We start from the raw sequence: 15,905 nt of genomic DNA on the forward strand, positions 1-15,905 counted from the left end.
CGCGTTGATCGCCGGATGACCCCACCCCCCGCACCCGTCGCCTGGCTCAATGCCGTGGCGACCGCGACCCCCTCGCACGATATTCACCACGCCTTTATCGGCTGGGCACGGCGTCGGTTGCCCGATCGGGAGGCGAAGCTGTTCGACCGGATGGTCGAGCGCGCCGGGATCGGCCATCGCTGGTCGGTGCTGCCGATCGGGGATGATGGCGGATCGCCGGTCGCGCCCGGCGGCTTCTATGCCGATGCGATGCCGGGCACCGCCGCGCGCATGACGATCTATGCCGATGCCGCGCCGACGCTGGCGATCGCCGCGATCGACGCGTTGGCGAACCGGGTGGCGCTGGACGGGATCACCCATCTGGTCGTCGCCAGCTGCACCGGATTCGTGGCACCGGGCATTGACCAGATCATTGCGGCGCGCATCGGCCTGTCGCCGAAGGTCGAGCGGCTGCTGGTCGGGTTCATGGGTTGTTACGCCGCTGCCGCCGCGCTGCGCAGCGCCCGCCATATCGTCCGGTCGCAGCCCGAGGCGCGGGTGCTGGTCGTCACAGTCGAGCTGTCGACGCTGCACCTGCAACCCGCGACCACGCTGGAACCGCTGCTGGCCATGCTGCAGTTCGGCGACGGCGCTGCCGCTGCGCTGGTGACAAGCGAGGCGACGGGCTTTGCGATCGAGGCGCCGTTTGCCGCGACATTGCCTGATTCGGCGGCGCTGATCCGCTGGGACATTACCGATGCGGGCTTTGCGATGCATTTGTCGGGCGAGGTACCGGGCCGAATCGCACACGCCCTGACCGATCCCGATTTCGCGAGCGCGGCGACCGGCGGGCGAGCGCTGTCGGAAGTCGACGGCTGGGCGGTCCATGCCGGCGGGCGGTCGATCCTCGATGCGGTGGAGCGCAGCCTGTCCTTATCGCCCGATGCGCTGGCAGCATCGCGTGCGGTACTGGCGGCCAATGGCAACATGTCGTCGGCGACGTTGATGTTCGTGCTGGCAGCGATGCTGGACGGGCCGCCGGTTCGAAACGGCATCGCGCTGGCGTTCGGTCCCGGTCTCGCTGCCGAAGGCTTCGGCTTTCGGAGCGCGCCATGAGTTTCCCCCGGTCGCACGCCGAAGAGGCAATGGACGATCCCGCGCTGCCGCCCGAAACCTATGCGGCGGTGCTGCGCGATCTGGCGCAGGTCAATGTGGTGACGATGGCGGCGCGGCCGACGCTGGCGTTCCTCGACAGCCTCGTATCACGGGGCGAGCGGCTGAAGCTGCTCGACGTCGGCTATGGCGATGGCGACATGCTGCGCCGGATCGCGCGGTGGGCGGGCAAGCGCGGGGTGGCGGCCGAGCTGGTCGGGATCGACCTGAACCCGCGCAGCGAAGCGATTGCCCGTGCCGATACGCCGCACGACCTGCCGATCACCTATCGCACCGGCGACTATGCCGATCTGGCGGGTGATGGATGGGATGTGATCGTCTCCAGCCTGGTCGCGCATCACATGACCCACCGACAGCTGGTCGCGTTTCTCCGCTTCATGGAGGCGGAATCGGCGCGTGGCTGGCTGGTCAACGACCTGCACCGCCACCGTTTCGCCCATCGCGGCTATCCGCTGCTGGCGATGGTGCTGCGCTGGCACCCGATCGTTCGCGCCGACGGTACGCTGTCGATCGCGCGCTCCTATCGCCCCGACGAATGGCCGCCGATCCTTGGCGAGGCGGGAGTCGACGGGGCCGAGGTGCGGCGGCACTTTCCGTTCCGGCTATGCGTCGAACGCCGGCGCTGATCGCGGGCGGCGGCCCGGCGGGGTCGGTCGCCGCGCTGCTGCTGGCACAGGGCGGTGCCCAGCCGCTGGTGCTGGAGCGATCGCGTAGGTCCCAGGACGCGCTGTGCGGCGGGTTCCTGTCGTGGCGCACGCTCGAATCGCTGGCTAGCGTCGGGATCGATCCGGCAAGGCTGGGCGGCCATGTCGTGCGTCGGGTCGTGCTGTTCACCGCCAGAGGCCGCGCCGAATCGTCCCTGCCCGCCCCCGCCATCGGTCTGTCGCGGCTGCGACTCGATGCGCTGTTGCTGGATGCTGCGCGCAATGCCGGTGCGGGGGTCGAGCGCGGGGTGACGATTCGGTCGGCGGAGGGCACTACGCTCCACACCGGCGACGGCGCTGACGTGACGGGTGAGACGCTGTTCCTCGCCACCGGCAAGCACGACCTGCGCGGGGCGATGCGCGATGCGGTGGTCGGCGACGATCCGGCGATGGGCGTGCGCGTCCGGCTCGCCCCGCATCCGTCGCTCACCCGGCTGGTCGGTGATGCGATCGAACTGCACGCCTTTGCCGGGGGCTATGGCGGGCTGGTGCTTCAGGAGGATGGCAGTGCAAACCTGTGCATGGCGCTGCGCCGGTCGCGCCTCAAGGCGGCGGGCGACCTGCCCGCGCTGCTGCGGGTGCTGGGCGACGAATTGCCGGCACTGGGCGAGCGGCTCGCGCATATGGGGGCCACGCCCGCGATCGATGCCATCGCCAACGTCCCCTATGGCTGGCGCGCGGCGGGTACCGTGCCCGGTGTCTATCGGCTTGGCGATCAGGCCGGGGTGATCCCGTCGCTGGCCGGCGAAGGCATGGGCATCGCCATCGCCAGCGCGATTCGCGCGGCGCGGCAGTGGCAGGCGCAGGGGCCGGCGGGGGCGCCGGTATTCCAGCAGGCATTGCGCGGGCGGCTGCACCGCCCGATCGCGATCGCCGGGCTGCTCAGGACGCTGGCCGAACATCCCGCGACCCACCCGCTGCTGCTGGTCGGTGGGCGGATCGCGCCGCTGGTGGCCATGGCCGCGCGCTGGACCCGGATCGATTCCGTCAGCCGCCGTTCATCGCGGCCCGCCTAGCGCGCGCCATTCCCAATGCGCCGTGCGTCCGGGGCTTGTGCCGCCGGGGGCCGGCGCGGTATCCGGCGCATTCCCATGGCACGCACTCCCCAAAGCCCGCAGAAGCGGCCCACCGCCGCCCGTTCCCGCTGGTGGCGCATCCTGCGCTGGGTGCTGGGGATCGGGGTGGGCGTCGCGGTGCTGGGCGCGATCGCGCTGATCGTCGCGGTCTATAACGCCAAATCGAACCTGCCGAGCTTCGGCCAGCTCAAATCTTCGCCCAACGGACAGATGATCCGCGTGCGCGCAGCGGACGGGTCGATCCTCGTCTCGTTGGGGCCGAGCTATGGCGAATGGATCCCCTATGCCCAGATCCCGGCGGCGATGCGCGACGCGATGGTGTCGGTCGAGGATCGCCGCTTCCGCTCGCATCTGGGCGTCGATCCGGTAGCGCTGGCCCGCATCACCAAGTTCGCGATCGAGACGCGCGGCACCGGGCGCCGGTTGCAGGGCGCATCGACCATCACGCAACAGGTCGCGCGCACCATCTTCCTGTCGAACAGCTACACGGTCGGGCGCAAATTCCGCGAGATCATCCTGGCGCTGGCGCTGGAGCGGAAGTTCACCAAGAACCAGATCCTCGAGCTGTATCTGAACAAGGTCTATTTCGGCGGCGGGGCATATGGGATCGACGCGGCGTCACGGCGCTTCTTCAACCATCCCGCGACCAGCCTGTCGCTGTCGGAATCGGCGGTCATCGCGGGTCTGGTAAAGGCCCCGTCGCGCTATTCGCCGACCGCCGATGCCGAGGCCGCCGTCGGCCGTGCGGGCGTCGTGCTGAAGCTGATGCAGGAAACCGGCGCGATCACCGCCAGCCAGGCGATGGATGCCGATCCGCAGGCGATCAAGCTGGCCCCCGAGCCGCAGCAGAACAGCGTGCGCTATTTCACCGACTGGGCGCTGCCGCAGCTCGAAACACTGATCGACGAAACCGAAGCGCCGCTGGACGTGTGGACCACGCTCGACCCGGCGATGCAGAAGAGCGCCGACACCGCGATCCGCGCCAATGCCCCGGCCGGGGTGCAGGGCGCGCTGGTCGCGCTCGACCGCGATGGCGCGGTGCGCGCCATGGTCGGGGGCAAGGATTATGTCTCGTCGATCTACAACCGCGCGACGCAGGCGACGCGCCAGCCGGGATCGGCGTGGAAGCTGTTCGTGTATCTGGCCGCGCTGGAAGCGGGGATGAACCCCGACAGCCAGGTCAACGACGCGCCGATCACCATCGACGGGTGGAGCCCGCGCAACAGTTCGCGGCGGTTCAGCGGGCAGGTATCGCTGCGCACCGCCTTTGCCTATTCGCTCAACACCGTGTCGGCGCGGCTGGGGCAGGAGGTCGGCTTTGCGACCGTCGCCGACATGGCGCGGCGCTTTGGCATCACGACGCCAGTCAACACGAAGCCGGCGATGGTGCTGGGCACGTCCGACGTGCGACTGCTCGACCTGACCCGGGCCTATGCCTCGGTCGCGAGCGGCGGGACGGCGGTCGCCCCCTACGGCATCACCCGCGTCACCGCCAACAGCCAAGTGATCTACCAGCATCAGGTCGACAACTCGCGCGTGCTGGTCGCCCCCTATGTCGCGCAGCAGATGACCGACCTGCTGCAGACCGCGGTCAATACCGGCACCGGCCGCGCGGCACAGATCGGGCGCCCGGTCGCGGGCAAGACCGGCACGACCACCTCGTACAAGGACGGCTGGTTCATGGGCTTTTCGTCGGGCATCACCACCGGCGTGTGGATGGGCCGCGACGATGCGAAGGCCGTCACCGGGTTGCAGGGCGGCACCGCCCCTGCCCGCGCCTTCGCCGCATTCATGCGGCAGGCGGTGGCGAACCGCCCGGTCGAGGAATTCAATACCAAGGTGACGCTGCCCGAATGGCAGGAGGAGCCGGACGCGGAGAGCTATTACGGCGCGCCCGACGACCGGGTCTATGTCGATCCCGACGGCAATCCGGTCGAACAGCCGGGCGCAACCCCGCCCGACGCCCCGACCGACGATGGCGACGAGACGATCCCGCCGCCGCAGCAGCAGCGCGCGCCCGACGAACAGCTCGACCAGGAATGGATCGACCGTGCGCTCGGCCGGGGACAGCGGCCCGACCAGCCGGTTCCGGCGCAGCGCCGCCCGGCCCCCGATCGCCGCCAGCCGCCGCCGGCCGACCGTTATCCCGAAGAGGACGCCCGCCCGTACCAGTGAAGCGCGGCACCCTCCGCACGTAACCAGCGGCGGGAGTCGTCGGGGTCGCCCTCGAACAGGTCGGCGACCAGCGCGTGGAATTCGGGGCCGTGGTGCATGTGGACGCGGTGCGCGACCTCATGTGCCACGGTCGCGCGACGGACGAAGCCGGGGGCGAGCAGCAGCCGCCAGCTATAGCGGATCGTGCCGTCGCCGCTGCAACTTCCCCAGCGCGCCTTCGGATCGCCGATCGCGACCTTGGCGACGGTGACGCCGGCCTTGGCGGCATAGTGCGCGGTGTCTTCGGTTAGAAGGCGCAAGGCTTCGCGTTTGAGCCAGCGTTCGATGCGGACGGGGAATTGGTCAAGCGGGCCGCCGCCGACAAGCATCCATTCGTCATCCGCCCCCGTATCCCCGCGCAGGCGGGGATCCAGAGCGCCAATCGCTGACGGTGGTTCCGCTTGGCCCTGGGCCCCCGCCTGCGCGGGGGCACGGCTTGGCTGGGGCACGAACTGCACCGTCCGTGTCGCCCCCTCCCGCCATATCAGCCGCACCGCGCGATCCGCGACCGGAACCACCGCACCATCGACGAACGGTCGCCCCATGGGCAGCTTCGCGCGCTGCGCCGCGATCCAGTCGGCCTTTTCACCGGCCCATGCTACCGCCTTGGCCAGCGCCATGCGCTTCGGCACGGTCAGGCGCACGCGGCCGGTGGCCGGATCGACCGACAGCCGCGCGACGCGGGCGCGGGGGTGGCGGACGACCTCCAACCCGTCAATCACAGCGTCCGGTCGGTCAGGTGATGTTCGAGGTCGCCGACGTCGTTTTCCGACACCGTCCAGCCGCGCGTCGACTGGCCGGCGGCATGCACGCTCTCCCGGTCGCCGCTGTTCAGGTAATGCCAGTCGGGCAAGGGCTTGCCTTCATTACGCAACCGATAGGCGCAGGTGGAGGGCAGCCATTCGATATCGCCGACATTGCGCGCGTTCAGCCGGACGCATTCGGGGACGTAGGCGTGGCGGTGGCGATAGTCGCTGCACTGGCCCATGCGTCGGTCGAGCAGCTTGCATGCGACATTGGTCGCATGAATCTCGCCGGTGTCTTCATCCTCCAGCTTGTGCAGGCAGCATTTTCCGCAGCCGTCGCACAGCGCCTCCCACTGCGCACGGTCGAGCGCGGCAAGCGGCAGGTCCTCCCAGAAGCGCCCGCTCACCGGACCCACTTCTTCAGCTCGGCGGCGACCGCCTCGCCGCTTTCGTCCTGCGGCAACAGCGCGACCGGCTGGCCCTTCGGGTCCATCAGGATTGCGGTGCGGCTATGGTCCATCAGATATTCGGTGGCACCGGGCGACTGCTGTTTGGCATAGGTCACGCCGTACGCCCGCGCGGCATCAGCGATCGCCTGCGCGCTACCGGTGAGGCCCACCATACGCGGGTGGAAGGCGGAGACGAATTTCCCGACCACCGCCGGCGTATCGCGTTCGGGATCGACCGTGATGAAGATCGGCACGACCTTCGCGCCAAGCTCCGGCTCCTCGCCCTCGAACGCCTTCACGCCCGCCGCGATATTCTGCACATCGACCGGGCAGACATCGGGGCAATAGGTATAGCCGAAATACATGATCCGCCATTTGCCGGCGAAATCGGTATCGCGCACCACCTTGCCCGCCGAATCGGTCAGCACGAACGGCCCGCCGATCCGTGCGCCGGCCAGCGGCGGCGTGGCGGCCGGTTCGGGCGCCCCCCCGCAAGCGGCAAGGGCCAGCGCGAGCGCCGGGGCAAGGGTACGCAGGATGCTGTTCATGGTGTTGCCAGCCATGATCTGATAGGCGACGCCTTGCAAGCCACGTCACGTCCTTTGGAGCTTCCCCCATGTCCGTCCTCCGCCTCGCCCTCGCCGCCGCGCTGATGCTGCCCGCTGCGGCGCACGCGCAGCAGATGTCGCCGGGCTATCTGTTCCTGAAGGCGATCCGCGACGAGGACGGCAACAAGGTCAACGATATTCTCGGCCAGCCCGGCCAGACGATCATCAATACCAAGGACCGCTCGACCGGCGAGGGCGCGCTGCACATCGTCGCGAAGAACGGAAACCTGACCTATCTCCGCTTCCTGCTGGCGAAGGGCGCGAACCCGAACCTGCAGGACAATCGCGGTAACACGCCCGCGCTGCTGGCGGTCGAATCGGGGGCGGTCGAGGCGATCAACGCGCTGGCCGCGCGCAATGCGAACCTGAACCTGGGGAACAGCAGCGGCGAAACCCCGCTGATCCGCGCGGTACAGCTGCGCAACCTCGACATGGTGCGCACGCTGATCGCCGCCGGGGCCAATCCCGACCAGGCCGACGTGATGGCCGGCATGTCGGCGCGCGATTATGCCAAGCGCGACACCCGCACGCCGGCGCTGCTCAAGCTGCTGGACGAAACGCCGGCGAAGAAGCCCAAGGCGGCGGTGGCGGGGCCGCGGTTCTGACACGGTTTCCCACAAGGTTATCCACAGGCTGATCCACCGGGTCGCGAGCCGATCCAGCCAACGAAAACGGCCCGCCTTCCCATCGGAAAGCGGGCCGTTTTCCTGTCGCCGAGGGTAACGGGCGATCAGAACGGAACGTCGTCGTCCAGATCGTCGCCGAAGCCGCCACCCGAACCGCCACCGAAATTGCCGCCCTTGTTGCCGCCCGAGTTGAACCCGCCGCCGCTGCCGCCGCGCGATCCACCCGAGGCACCACCGCCATAGCCGCCGCCCGACCCGCCGCCGAAATCATCGCCGCCGCCAAAGTCGCCACCGCCACGGCTGCCGCCGCCGCCACCCTGACCGCCACCAGGACCGTCGAGCATCGTCAGGACGCTGTTGAAGCCCTGCAGCACGATTTCGGTGCTGTACTTGTCCTGGCCCTGCTGGTCCTGCCACTTCCGCGTCTGCAGCTGGCCCTCGATATAGACCTTCGAACCTTTACGCAGGAATCGCTCGGCGACGTTGGCAAGGCCTTCGTTGAAGATCGCGACCGAATGCCATTCGGTCTTTTCCTTCTTCTCGCCCGAATTGCGGTCCTTCCACGATTCCGACGTCGCGATGCGCAGGTTCACGACCTTCCCGCCATTCTGGAACGACCGCGATTCCGGGTCGCGACCCAGATTGCCCACGAGGATGACTTTATTGACGCTGCCGGCCATGGCGCTTCTCCGAGAAAGATACAGCCCGGCTTCCTATGCCAGCGCGCGGCGCGACGCCAGTGCTTGCCGCAAGGCCGGCACGGGTTCAGACTATGTGCGTCAGGGAGGAGCCGCGCATGGGCGACGTCATCAACCTCAACCAGTTCCGCAAAGGGCGCACCAAGGCGGCGAAGACGCAGGAAGCCGACGCCAATCGCCGCAAGTTCGGCCGGACCAAGACGGAAAAGGCGGTGGAGGAGAGCGAGGACGCACGGCGCAAGGCGTTACTCGACGGGGCGAAGCTGGAGGAATAGCGACCCGCCTACCCCAGTCCGAACGCCACCGCCGTCCAGTAGGTCGCCCCCGCCGCGATATAGGCGAGCGCGAACAGATAGCCGATCATCACCAGCGGCCATTTCCAGCCATTGGTCTCCCGCCGGGCGACCGCGATCGTCGACAGGCACTGCGGCGCGAACACGAACCACGCGAGGAAGGCGAGCGCGGTGGCAAGGCTCCAGCGGCCGCGCAGCCGCCCGCCCAGTTCCTGCGCGCCCTGTTCCTCATCCGCTGCGTCGATCGCATAGACGGTCTGGAGCGCCGACACCGCGACCTCGCGTGCCGCCATGGCCGGGATGACGGCAAGGCTCATTTCGTGGTTGAAGCCGATCGGCCGTAGCACGACCTCCAGCCCCGATGCGATCCGGCCGGCGATCGAATATTCCGACTGCTTCACCCCCGCCGGTGCCACAGGATAGGAGGTGAGCAGCCACAGCGCGACCGTCACCTGCAGGATGATCGTGCCCGCGCGGCGCAGGAAGACATAGGCGCGCTGCCACAGCCCGATGGCGATGTCGCGGATCGAGGGCAGCTGATAGCGCGGCATTTCCATCAGGAATCCGCCGCCCACGCCCTTGGTCGCGGTGCGGCGCAGCACGAATGCGGCCAGCACGGCGCCGATGATCCCGGTCAGGTACAGCACCAGCAGCACCAACCCCTGCAACCCCACGCCCGGCAGCACCGCCCGCGCCGGGATGAACGCCCCGATGATGACGGCGTAGACGGGCAGCCGCGCCGAACAGGTCATCAGCGGCGCGATCAGAATCGTGGTCAGCCGTTCCTTGGGATCGTCGATCGACCGCGTGGCCATGATGCCGGGAATGGCGCAGGCAAAGGACGACAGCAGCGGGATGAACGCACGCCCCGACAGGCCGACGCCGCTCATCAACCGGTCCATCAGGAACGCGGCCCGCACCATGTACCCCGATGCCTCCAGCAGCAGGATGAACAGGAACAGGATCAAAATCTGCGGCAGGAACACCACGACCGATCCGACGCCGTTGATGATCCCTTCGACCAGCAGCGACCGCAGGAAGTTGTCGGGCAGCGCGGCAGTCGCCTGATCGGCGAGCCAGGCCTGCAACCCCTCGATCCAGCCGATCGGTGCTTCGGACCAGCTGAACACCGCCTGGAACATCACGAACAGGATCGCGAGCAGCAGGATCGGGCCGATGACCGGATGCAGTGCCACCCGGTCCAGCCCGCGCGTGACGGCACGCATCCGCGGCTGTTCGACGGTCGCGGCGCGGGAGATGCGCCGGGCCTCGCGCTGGAAATGGCGGATGTCCGACTCGACGGCCTCGATCGGTACGGTGCGCGGCGCGGCGGCGAGGATCTCGGCCAGCGCCATGCGGAGTTCGTCGAGGCCGCGCTTGCGCACCGCGACCGTCGCCACGACCGGCAGGTCGAGTTCGGCGGACAGCGCGGCCAGGTCGATCTTCAACCCGTCGCGCGCCGCCATGTCGATCATGTTGAGCGCCAGCACCATCGGCCGCCCGAGCGACTTCAGCTGCAGGACGAAGCGCAGGTGATTGTCGAGGTTGGTGGCGTCGGCGACGACGATCAGCGCGTCGGGAAGCCGCTCCCCCGACTGTCGCCCCAGCACCACGTCGCGCGTGACCGCTTCGTCGGGACTGGAGGGATCGAGGCTATAGGTACCGGGCAGGTCGACCAGCTCGATCGGCCGCCCGTCGTCGAGCGCGAGGCGGCCCGAATGGCGTTCCACGGTGACGCCCGGATAATTGCCGACCTTCTGCCGGGCACCGGTCAGCGCGTTGAACAGCGCCGTCTTGCCGGCATTGGGATTGCCGACCAGCGCGACCAGAGGTGCAGCGTTCACTGTGGCGGGACCGTCGGCGCCGGGTAAATCAGCTCGCCAGCGGCGCGACGCGGATCGCCCCGGCGACATGCGCCCGGAGCGCTACCGTCATCCGCCCGATGCGGCAGGCCAGCGGCCCGCCCGACAGCATCGCACGGTGGAGCAGTTCGATATCGACCCCTTCGTCGAGGCCGAATTCGCGCAACCGCCGCGCTTCCCCAGGGGACATGCCCTCCCAATCGACCGATGCGACCGTTGCCCGGCAGGTGCGGGGCAGCTGGGTTAGGTGCAGATTGGGTGACAACATTGCGACTAATTAGCAATAAGCCCGGCGCAAGGAAAGCGGATTCTTTGCCACCCGCGTCCGCCGGTCAGACCGCCGGATAGCGCAGCCGTCCGATGAAGCGCGACAGGCTGAGCCGCCGTTCGGGATCGCGCGACGCGAGGATGCGGCCCTTCAGCTTTTCGAAGCGCATGATCCCGTCGATCCGCCGCGCCAGGAACGCGCGGGTATCGGCATGGCCGCCGCTTTCGTCGTCGAGGAAGACGGCGATGGTGCTGCCATAGACCGCGCCGAGCATCGCCCGCTTGGTGTAATGATTGTAATCCGTCGCCTTGTCGCCGGCCAGCCGCCAGATCAGGTCGACCGTCCGCCAGCCGAGCTTCGTCGCGCGCGCGACATTCTGCGGCATCGCGAGGATCGCCAGCGCCCGGCGCAGCGCCTCACGCTCGCTCGCCACCGCCGCCAGCCGCGCCTCGACCAGCGCGGTGATGCGTTCGCGAATCTTCATCGCGGCAAGGGCATCGGCGCTGACCACCGCGATCATCCGCTGGTCGATGTCGGCGAACCATGCGTCGATCATCTCGACCGCACCGCCCGAAAAGGCGAGCCGCGCGACATCGGGATCGGCACCGAAGGTGCGCGCAGCCGCCTCCACCGCCTTGTCGTTCCAGCCGTCGAACGCGGCATTGGCGGCGACCAGCGGCGCCAGCGCGGCGCGCAGTTCGTCGAGTGTCAGGTCGGCAGGTGCCAGCGGGGCCATCGCATCCTCCATCATCGCCTCTAGCTAGGGCGCGCGGGGTCAAACGGCAACGGCGGAACCCGCTCCGGTCCGGTACGCTATGCCACCATCCTCCCCGATCACAAGGAACCACCCATGTCCGATACCCGTGAAGCGACGCTGTACCGCATGGTCCTGCCCGACCACACCTGTCCGTTCGGCGTGAAGGCGAAGCAGCTGCTGCAATCGGCGGGCTTCACCGTCGACGACCAGATCCTGCGCAGCCGCGAGGACGTGGACGCGTTCAAGGCCGAACATGGCGTCGAGACCACGCCGCAGACCTTTATCGACGGACAGCGCATCGGCGGCAGCGACGATGTGGAACGCTATCTCGCGAACCTGTGATCGAAGCGCCACGCCCGGCGCCATTTCCGTACCCGGAGATAGGGTTTTACCTGCCCTTTGCCGCATGGATCGGCCTATAGGCAGCCGATCACCCCATCTCCGGGAGTTCCCATGCCGTTCCGTTCGCTGGTCGCCCAGCCCGCCGATTCGTTGCTCCGACTGATCGGGGCGTTCCGCGCCGATCCCCGCCCGCACAAGATCGACCTGGGCGTCGGCGTGTTTCGCGACGACCATGGCCATACCCCGGTGATGCAGGCGGTAAAACAGGCCGAGATGCGCCTGATCGCGACGCAGGACAGCAAGGCGTATCTGGGGCCGGAGGGCGACAAGGGCTTTGTCGCGCTGCTCGAGCCCGTGGTATTCGGGCGCGATTTCCCGGCGGAGCGGCGCTGCGGATTGCAGACGCCGGGCGGCACCGGCGCGCTGCGGCTGGGTGCCGAGCTGCTGGCCAAGGCCGGGGTGCGTCGCATCCTGGTCGGCCAGCCGAGCTGGGCTAACCACGCGCCGGTCTTTGCCGCTGCCGGGATCGTCGTCGTGCCGCACCCGATGTTCGACATGGCCGCACAGACCATCGACCTGCCCGCGATCCGCGCCGCGATCGGCCAGGCGGAGGCGGGCGACGCGATCCTGCTGCACAGTTGCTGCCACAACCCGACCGGTATCGATCCGACGGCGGAGGAATGGCAGGCGATCGCCGATGCCATCGCCGACAGCCGGCTCGTGCCGTTCATCGACCTTGCCTATCAGGGGCTGGGCGACGGGATGGAGGCGGATGCCGCCGGCACGCGCCGGGTGCTGGAGGCGGTACCGTTCGCGATCGTCGCCTATTCCTGCGACAAGAATTTCGGGCTGTACCGCGAACGCACCGGTGCATTGTGGGCGACCACCCCCGATGGCGAGGCGCGCGACATCGTGCTGTCGAACCTGCTGGCGCTGGCGCGCGCCAACTGGTCGATGCCGCCCGATCACGGTGCCGCCGCCGTGCGGATCGTGCTGGAAAACGAACAGCTGGCCGCCGACTGGCGCGGCGAGCTGGACGCGCTGCGCACCCGGTTGCAGGGTTTGCGCGGCGAACTGGCCGGGCTGGGCCAGTGCGGATCGGTCGATCTCGCCCCGCTGGCGCACGGCAAGGGCATGTTCGCCACGTTGCCGCTCAATCCGGCGCAGATCGAATGGCTGCGCGCGACGCACGGCATCTACATGGCTGGATCGGGCCGCATCAACATCGCCGGCTTCGCACCCGGCGACATCGCCCGCTTCGGCGAGGCGCTGGTCGATCTGGGCCGCGCCGGGATCGCCTGATCCTATCGCTCGGGGGAGCGGCGTGCGCTGACGATCACCAGCGCCGCCGCCACCAGCGCGCCGCCAACCGCATCCATCGGCCCCAGCCGCTCGCCATAGGCCAGCCAGCCGATCGTTGCGCCGACCAGCGGCTGGACAAGCAGTGCCAGCCCGACGACCAGCGGGCTGAGATGCCCCAGCGCATAGATCATCAGCCCCTGCCCCGCGATCTGGCTGACTAGCGCCAGTGCGAACAGCGGCCCCCAGTGTTGCGGCAGGATCGTCTCACCCAGCGCCAGCGCAAACAGCAGCAGCGGCAGCACCCCCGCGATGCTCGACAGCGCCAGCGCCGGCAGCGGCGCCATCGTCTGGCGCACCCCGCGCATCGCGATGAAATAGACGGCGTAGAGCACCCCGGCGAGCAGGCAGAACAGATCGCCCGCCAGATGCCGCGACGACAGTTCCGCCGAGCGGCCGAGCAGCAGCACGCCGCCAACCGCCGCCAGCGATAGCGCCAGTCCCTGCGTCCGGGTCGGCCATCGGCGCATCGCAATGAAGCCATACAGCGGAAAGATCAGCACCGCGCAGTTCCCGAACAGCGTGGCATTGGCCAAGGTCGTCCGGCGGATGCCGATGTGCCACGCCCCCAGATCGACCGAAAAGGCCAGCCCGCCGACCAGCAGCGGCAGCCACAGGCCGCGCGGCGGCAGCATCGCCCGCCCGTCACGTCCGGCGGCGGCGACCAGCAGCACCGGCAGCGCCAGCGCGATCCGCCAGAACCCCGCCGCGACCGGCCCGGTATCGGCCAGCCGCACGAACCATGGCCCAAAGGCGAGCGCGATATTCGCACCGACCACGGCAACAATCGCGCCACGCGGCGTTCTTGGGGACGGCAAAATATTTGTTTCAGGCGGTACCGGCTGCATGCCGCCCCCTACCGCCCTATCTTTTCGACGTCGCCTGTATTTGCAGGGATTCAGGAGTTTTCAGTTATGCCCAGTCTGTTCGACCCCATCACGCTGGGGGATATTCAGGCACCCAATCGCGTGCTGATGGCGCCGCTGACGCGCGGTCGCGGTACGCGCGAACATGTGCCGACCGCGATCATGGCGGACTATTATGCGCAGCGTGCATCCGCCGGCCTGCTGATTTCCGAAGGAACCGGCATCAGCCGCGAGGGGCTGGGCTGGCCGTTCGCGCCGGGCCTGTGGACCGATGAACAGGTCGAGGCGTGGAAGCCCGTTACCGATGCCGTCCATGCCGCCGGCGGCCGGATCGTGACCCAGCTTTGGCATATGGGCCGGGTGGTGCATCCCGATTTCCTGGGCGGTGCCGCGCCGCTGTCGTCCTCGGCCACGACCGCACCGGGCCAGGCGCACACCTATGACGGCAAGAAACCCTATGCGCAGGCGTTCGCCGCGACGCTCGACGATATCGCCCGCGTCCTTGACGATTATTCGCGTGCCGCGCGCAATGCGAAGGCCGCCGGCTTCGATGGGGTGCAGCTGCACGCCGCCAATGGCTATCTGATCGACCAGTTCCTGCGCGACGGCGCCAATCAGCGCGACGACGATTATGGTGGCAGCCCGGAAAACCGCATCCGCCTGCTGGGCGAGGTGGTCGACCGGTTGATCGCCGAGGTCGGTGCCGGCCGCACCGCCGTCCGCTTCTCGCCCAATGGCGATACGCAGGGCGTGATCGACAGCGATCCGGCATCGGTGTTCGTGCCCGCCGCAAAGCTGCTGTCGGACAAGGGCATCGCCTTCCTCGAATTGCGCGAACCCGGCCCCGACGGCACCTTCGGCAGCGCGACCCAGCCGCGCGTATCGCCCGAGATCCGCAAGGTCTTTGCCGGCCCGCTGGTGCTCAACCAGGACTATGACGGCGAAAAGGCGCAGGCCGAACTGGATGGCGGCGTCGCCGACGCGATCGCCTTTGGCCGCCCGTTCCTCGCCAATCCCGACCTGCCGCTGCGGCTGGAGCGCGGTGCAGCGCTCAACAAGGACGAGATGGCGACGTGGTATTCGCATGGGCCGGAAGGGTACACCGATTACCCGACGCTGGCGCACGAACCCGCCTGATGCCGTGCGCGGATAGCTGGTGGCCTTGGCCCCGGCTATCCGCAGCGGATCGTCGCGCTGCCCTGCGTCCGGCAGCGCGGCGTGCCCGCGACCGTCACCATGCCCGACCCTTGCGCGTTGACCTCGGCGGTATAGCGCGCGCGATACTTGCCGGTACCGGTCCCCTGGCTGTGGACCAGCAGCGCGTCGATCGTCAGCCGGTCGGCATCGATCGTGCCGGGGCCGTTGACCAGAAATTGCGCGTCATCGCCACGTCCGGCCAGCGCCAGCCGCCCCGATCCGATCAGCATCGCCTCGATCCGTCCCGCCTCCAGGGTGCCGACCTCGATAAATCCGTCGCCGGTCAGCGACAGGTCGACCTGCGCGGCGGCCATCCGCTCGACCCGGACCTGCGCCGGACCCCGCACTGAAATGCCGATCACCCGGTCGCTGGTCAGTTCGATCACCAGCGGTTCAGCCGACGCGGCATTGGGACGACCGCGATCGTCGCGGGCCGGCGCGACGATCAGCATCTGCCCCTCGACCCGCACATCCACCGCATCCAGCGCACGCGGCGTGCCGACGATCCGGCCGCCGATCGCCGCCCCCGCCGCGACGCGCACCGTGAACGGCCCGTCGACCTGTATCCGGTCGAACCCGGTCAGCATCAAGCGACGCTCGGCCTGCAGCGGCGGCACGGCAGCGGCGGCGGGCGTGAGCAGGACAGCGGCGAGCAGCGATGCGATCATCCCGCTTGCATCCCGCGTTA

Annotated in this window: 18 protein-coding genes; 9 read left to right on the forward strand and 9 right to left on the reverse strand. The window is 68.8% G+C overall.

Translation table 11 applies throughout. From position 1 onward, the window contains the following. Nucleotides 1-15 precede the first annotated feature (15 nt). From ASE58_RS12800 to ASE58_RS12815, 4 genes are all read left to right on the forward strand, one after another. On the forward strand, nt 16-1,095 hold the full coding sequence (locus ASE58_RS12800) for a type III polyketide synthase (protein ID WP_055821900.1): 1,080 nt from the start codon (nt 16-18) through the stop codon (nt 1,093-1,095). Beyond that, nucleotides 1,092-1,778, forward strand: a complete 687-nt coding sequence (locus tag ASE58_RS12805; protein ID WP_055821904.1) for a methyltransferase domain-containing protein — start codon at nt 1,092-1,094, stop codon at nt 1,776-1,778. The genes ASE58_RS12800 and ASE58_RS12805 overlap by 4 nt, the downstream gene beginning before the upstream one ends. Continuing rightward, the gene (locus ASE58_RS12810; protein ID WP_055821907.1) at nt 1,757-2,872 is read left to right on the forward strand and encodes an NAD(P)/FAD-dependent oxidoreductase; all 1,116 of its coding nucleotides are present in this window, start codon (nt 1,757-1,759) and stop codon (nt 2,870-2,872) included. Before ASE58_RS12805 ends, ASE58_RS12810 begins: the two co-directional genes overlap by 22 nt. A 75-nt stretch (nt 2,873-2,947) precedes the next feature. Further along, nucleotides 2,948-5,107 (forward strand): transglycosylase domain-containing protein, encoded by a 2,160-nt coding sequence (locus ASE58_RS12815; RefSeq protein ID WP_082468001.1) that lies wholly within the window; start codon nt 2,948-2,950, stop codon nt 5,105-5,107. Here ASE58_RS12815 and ASE58_RS12820 read toward each other — a convergent pair. From ASE58_RS12820 to ASE58_RS12830, 3 genes are read right to left on the reverse strand one after another with little or no spacing between them, the layout of a single operon-like run. Then, on the reverse strand, nt 5,074-5,868 hold the full coding sequence (locus ASE58_RS12820; protein ID WP_055821910.1) for a M48 family metallopeptidase: 795 nt from the start codon (nt 5,866-5,868) through the stop codon (nt 5,074-5,076). The genes ASE58_RS12815 and ASE58_RS12820 overlap by 34 nt on opposite strands. Continuing rightward, nucleotides 5,865-6,299 carry a YcgN family cysteine cluster protein gene (locus tag ASE58_RS12825; protein WP_414889018.1) on the reverse strand — a complete coding sequence of 145 codons (435 nt, stop codon included), beginning with the start codon at nt 6,297-6,299 and terminating at the stop codon, nt 5,865-5,867. Before ASE58_RS12825 ends, ASE58_RS12820 begins: the two co-directional genes overlap by 4 nt. Further along, nucleotides 6,296-6,904, reverse strand: coding sequence for an SCO family protein (locus tag ASE58_RS12830; protein WP_055822418.1), 609 nt, complete (start codon nt 6,902-6,904; stop codon nt 6,296-6,298). The genes ASE58_RS12825 and ASE58_RS12830 overlap by 4 nt, the downstream gene beginning before the upstream one ends. A 53-nt stretch (nt 6,905-6,957) precedes the next feature. Here ASE58_RS12830 and ASE58_RS12835 point away from each other — a divergent pair, with 53 nt between their 5' ends. After that, nucleotides 6,958-7,554 (forward strand): ankyrin repeat domain-containing protein, encoded by a 597-nt coding sequence (locus ASE58_RS12835; protein WP_055821915.1) that lies wholly within the window; start codon nt 6,958-6,960, stop codon nt 7,552-7,554. A 125-nt stretch (nt 7,555-7,679) separates the two neighbouring features. Here the strand turns inward: ASE58_RS12835 and ssb are convergent, their stop codons facing one another. After that, nucleotides 7,680-8,255, reverse strand: coding sequence for a single-stranded DNA-binding protein (gene ssb, locus ASE58_RS12840; protein ID WP_055821918.1), 576 nt, complete (start codon nt 8,253-8,255; stop codon nt 7,680-7,682). A 116-nt stretch (nt 8,256-8,371) separates the two neighbouring features. On the opposite strand from ssb, the gene ASE58_RS17580 reads away from it, so the two are divergent. Next, nucleotides 8,372-8,548, forward strand: coding sequence for a DUF4169 family protein (locus ASE58_RS17580; protein ID WP_082468003.1), 177 nt, complete (start codon nt 8,372-8,374; stop codon nt 8,546-8,548). 8 nt (nt 8,549-8,556) lie between these two features. Here ASE58_RS17580 and feoB read toward each other — a convergent pair whose 3' ends face one another. The 3 genes from feoB to ASE58_RS12855 all read right to left on the reverse strand — a co-directional run bounded on the left by feoB (nt 8,557) and on the right by ASE58_RS12855 (nt 11,447). After that, nucleotides 8,557-10,410 carry a ferrous iron transporter B gene (feoB, locus tag ASE58_RS12845; protein ID WP_055821922.1) on the reverse strand — a complete coding sequence of 618 codons (1,854 nt, stop codon included), beginning with the start codon at nt 10,408-10,410 and terminating at the stop codon, nt 8,557-8,559. Between the two features lie 28 nt (nt 10,411-10,438). After that, on the reverse strand, nt 10,439-10,696 hold the full coding sequence (locus ASE58_RS12850) for a FeoA family protein (protein ID WP_055757311.1): 258 nt from the start codon (nt 10,694-10,696) through the stop codon (nt 10,439-10,441). A gap of 64 nt (nt 10,697-10,760) precedes the next feature. Then, nucleotides 10,761-11,447 (reverse strand): COQ9 family protein, encoded by a 687-nt coding sequence (locus ASE58_RS12855; protein ID WP_055821925.1) that lies wholly within the window; start codon nt 11,445-11,447, stop codon nt 10,761-10,763. A 99-nt stretch (nt 11,448-11,546) separates the two neighbouring features. Here ASE58_RS12855 and ASE58_RS12860 point away from each other — a divergent pair, with 99 nt between their 5' ends. Both ASE58_RS12860 and ASE58_RS12865 read left to right on the forward strand, forming a co-directional pair. Beyond that, entirely contained in the window at nt 11,547-11,795 is a 249-nt protein-coding gene (locus ASE58_RS12860) for a glutaredoxin domain-containing protein (RefSeq protein WP_055757308.1), read from the forward strand. Nucleotides 11,796-11,906: 111 nt separating this feature from the next. Then, nucleotides 11,907-13,097 (forward strand): amino acid aminotransferase, encoded by a 1,191-nt coding sequence (locus ASE58_RS12865; protein WP_055821928.1) that lies wholly within the window; start codon nt 11,907-11,909, stop codon nt 13,095-13,097. Between the two features lie 2 nt (nt 13,098-13,099). On the opposite strand, the gene ASE58_RS12870 is transcribed toward ASE58_RS12865, so the two are convergent. Continuing rightward, nucleotides 13,100-13,933, reverse strand: a complete 834-nt coding sequence (locus ASE58_RS12870; RefSeq protein WP_327196341.1) for a DMT family transporter — start codon at nt 13,931-13,933, stop codon at nt 13,100-13,102. Nucleotides 13,934-14,068: 135 nt separating this feature from the next. Between ASE58_RS12870 and ASE58_RS12875 the strand changes: the two genes are divergently transcribed. Continuing rightward, entirely contained in the window at nt 14,069-15,157 is a 1,089-nt protein-coding gene (locus tag ASE58_RS12875; RefSeq protein ID WP_055821931.1) for an alkene reductase, read from the forward strand. A 35-nt stretch (nt 15,158-15,192) separates the two neighbouring features. On the opposite strand, the gene ASE58_RS12880 is transcribed toward ASE58_RS12875, so the two are convergent. Further along, nucleotides 15,193-15,885 (reverse strand): GIN domain-containing protein, encoded by a 693-nt coding sequence (locus ASE58_RS12880; protein ID WP_055821933.1) that lies wholly within the window; start codon nt 15,883-15,885, stop codon nt 15,193-15,195. Nucleotides 15,886-15,905: the final 20 nt, after the last annotated feature.

Source organism: Sphingomonas sp. Leaf9, assembly GCF_001421355.1.
Lineage (GTDB): Bacteria > Pseudomonadota > Alphaproteobacteria > Sphingomonadales > Sphingomonadaceae > Sphingomonas.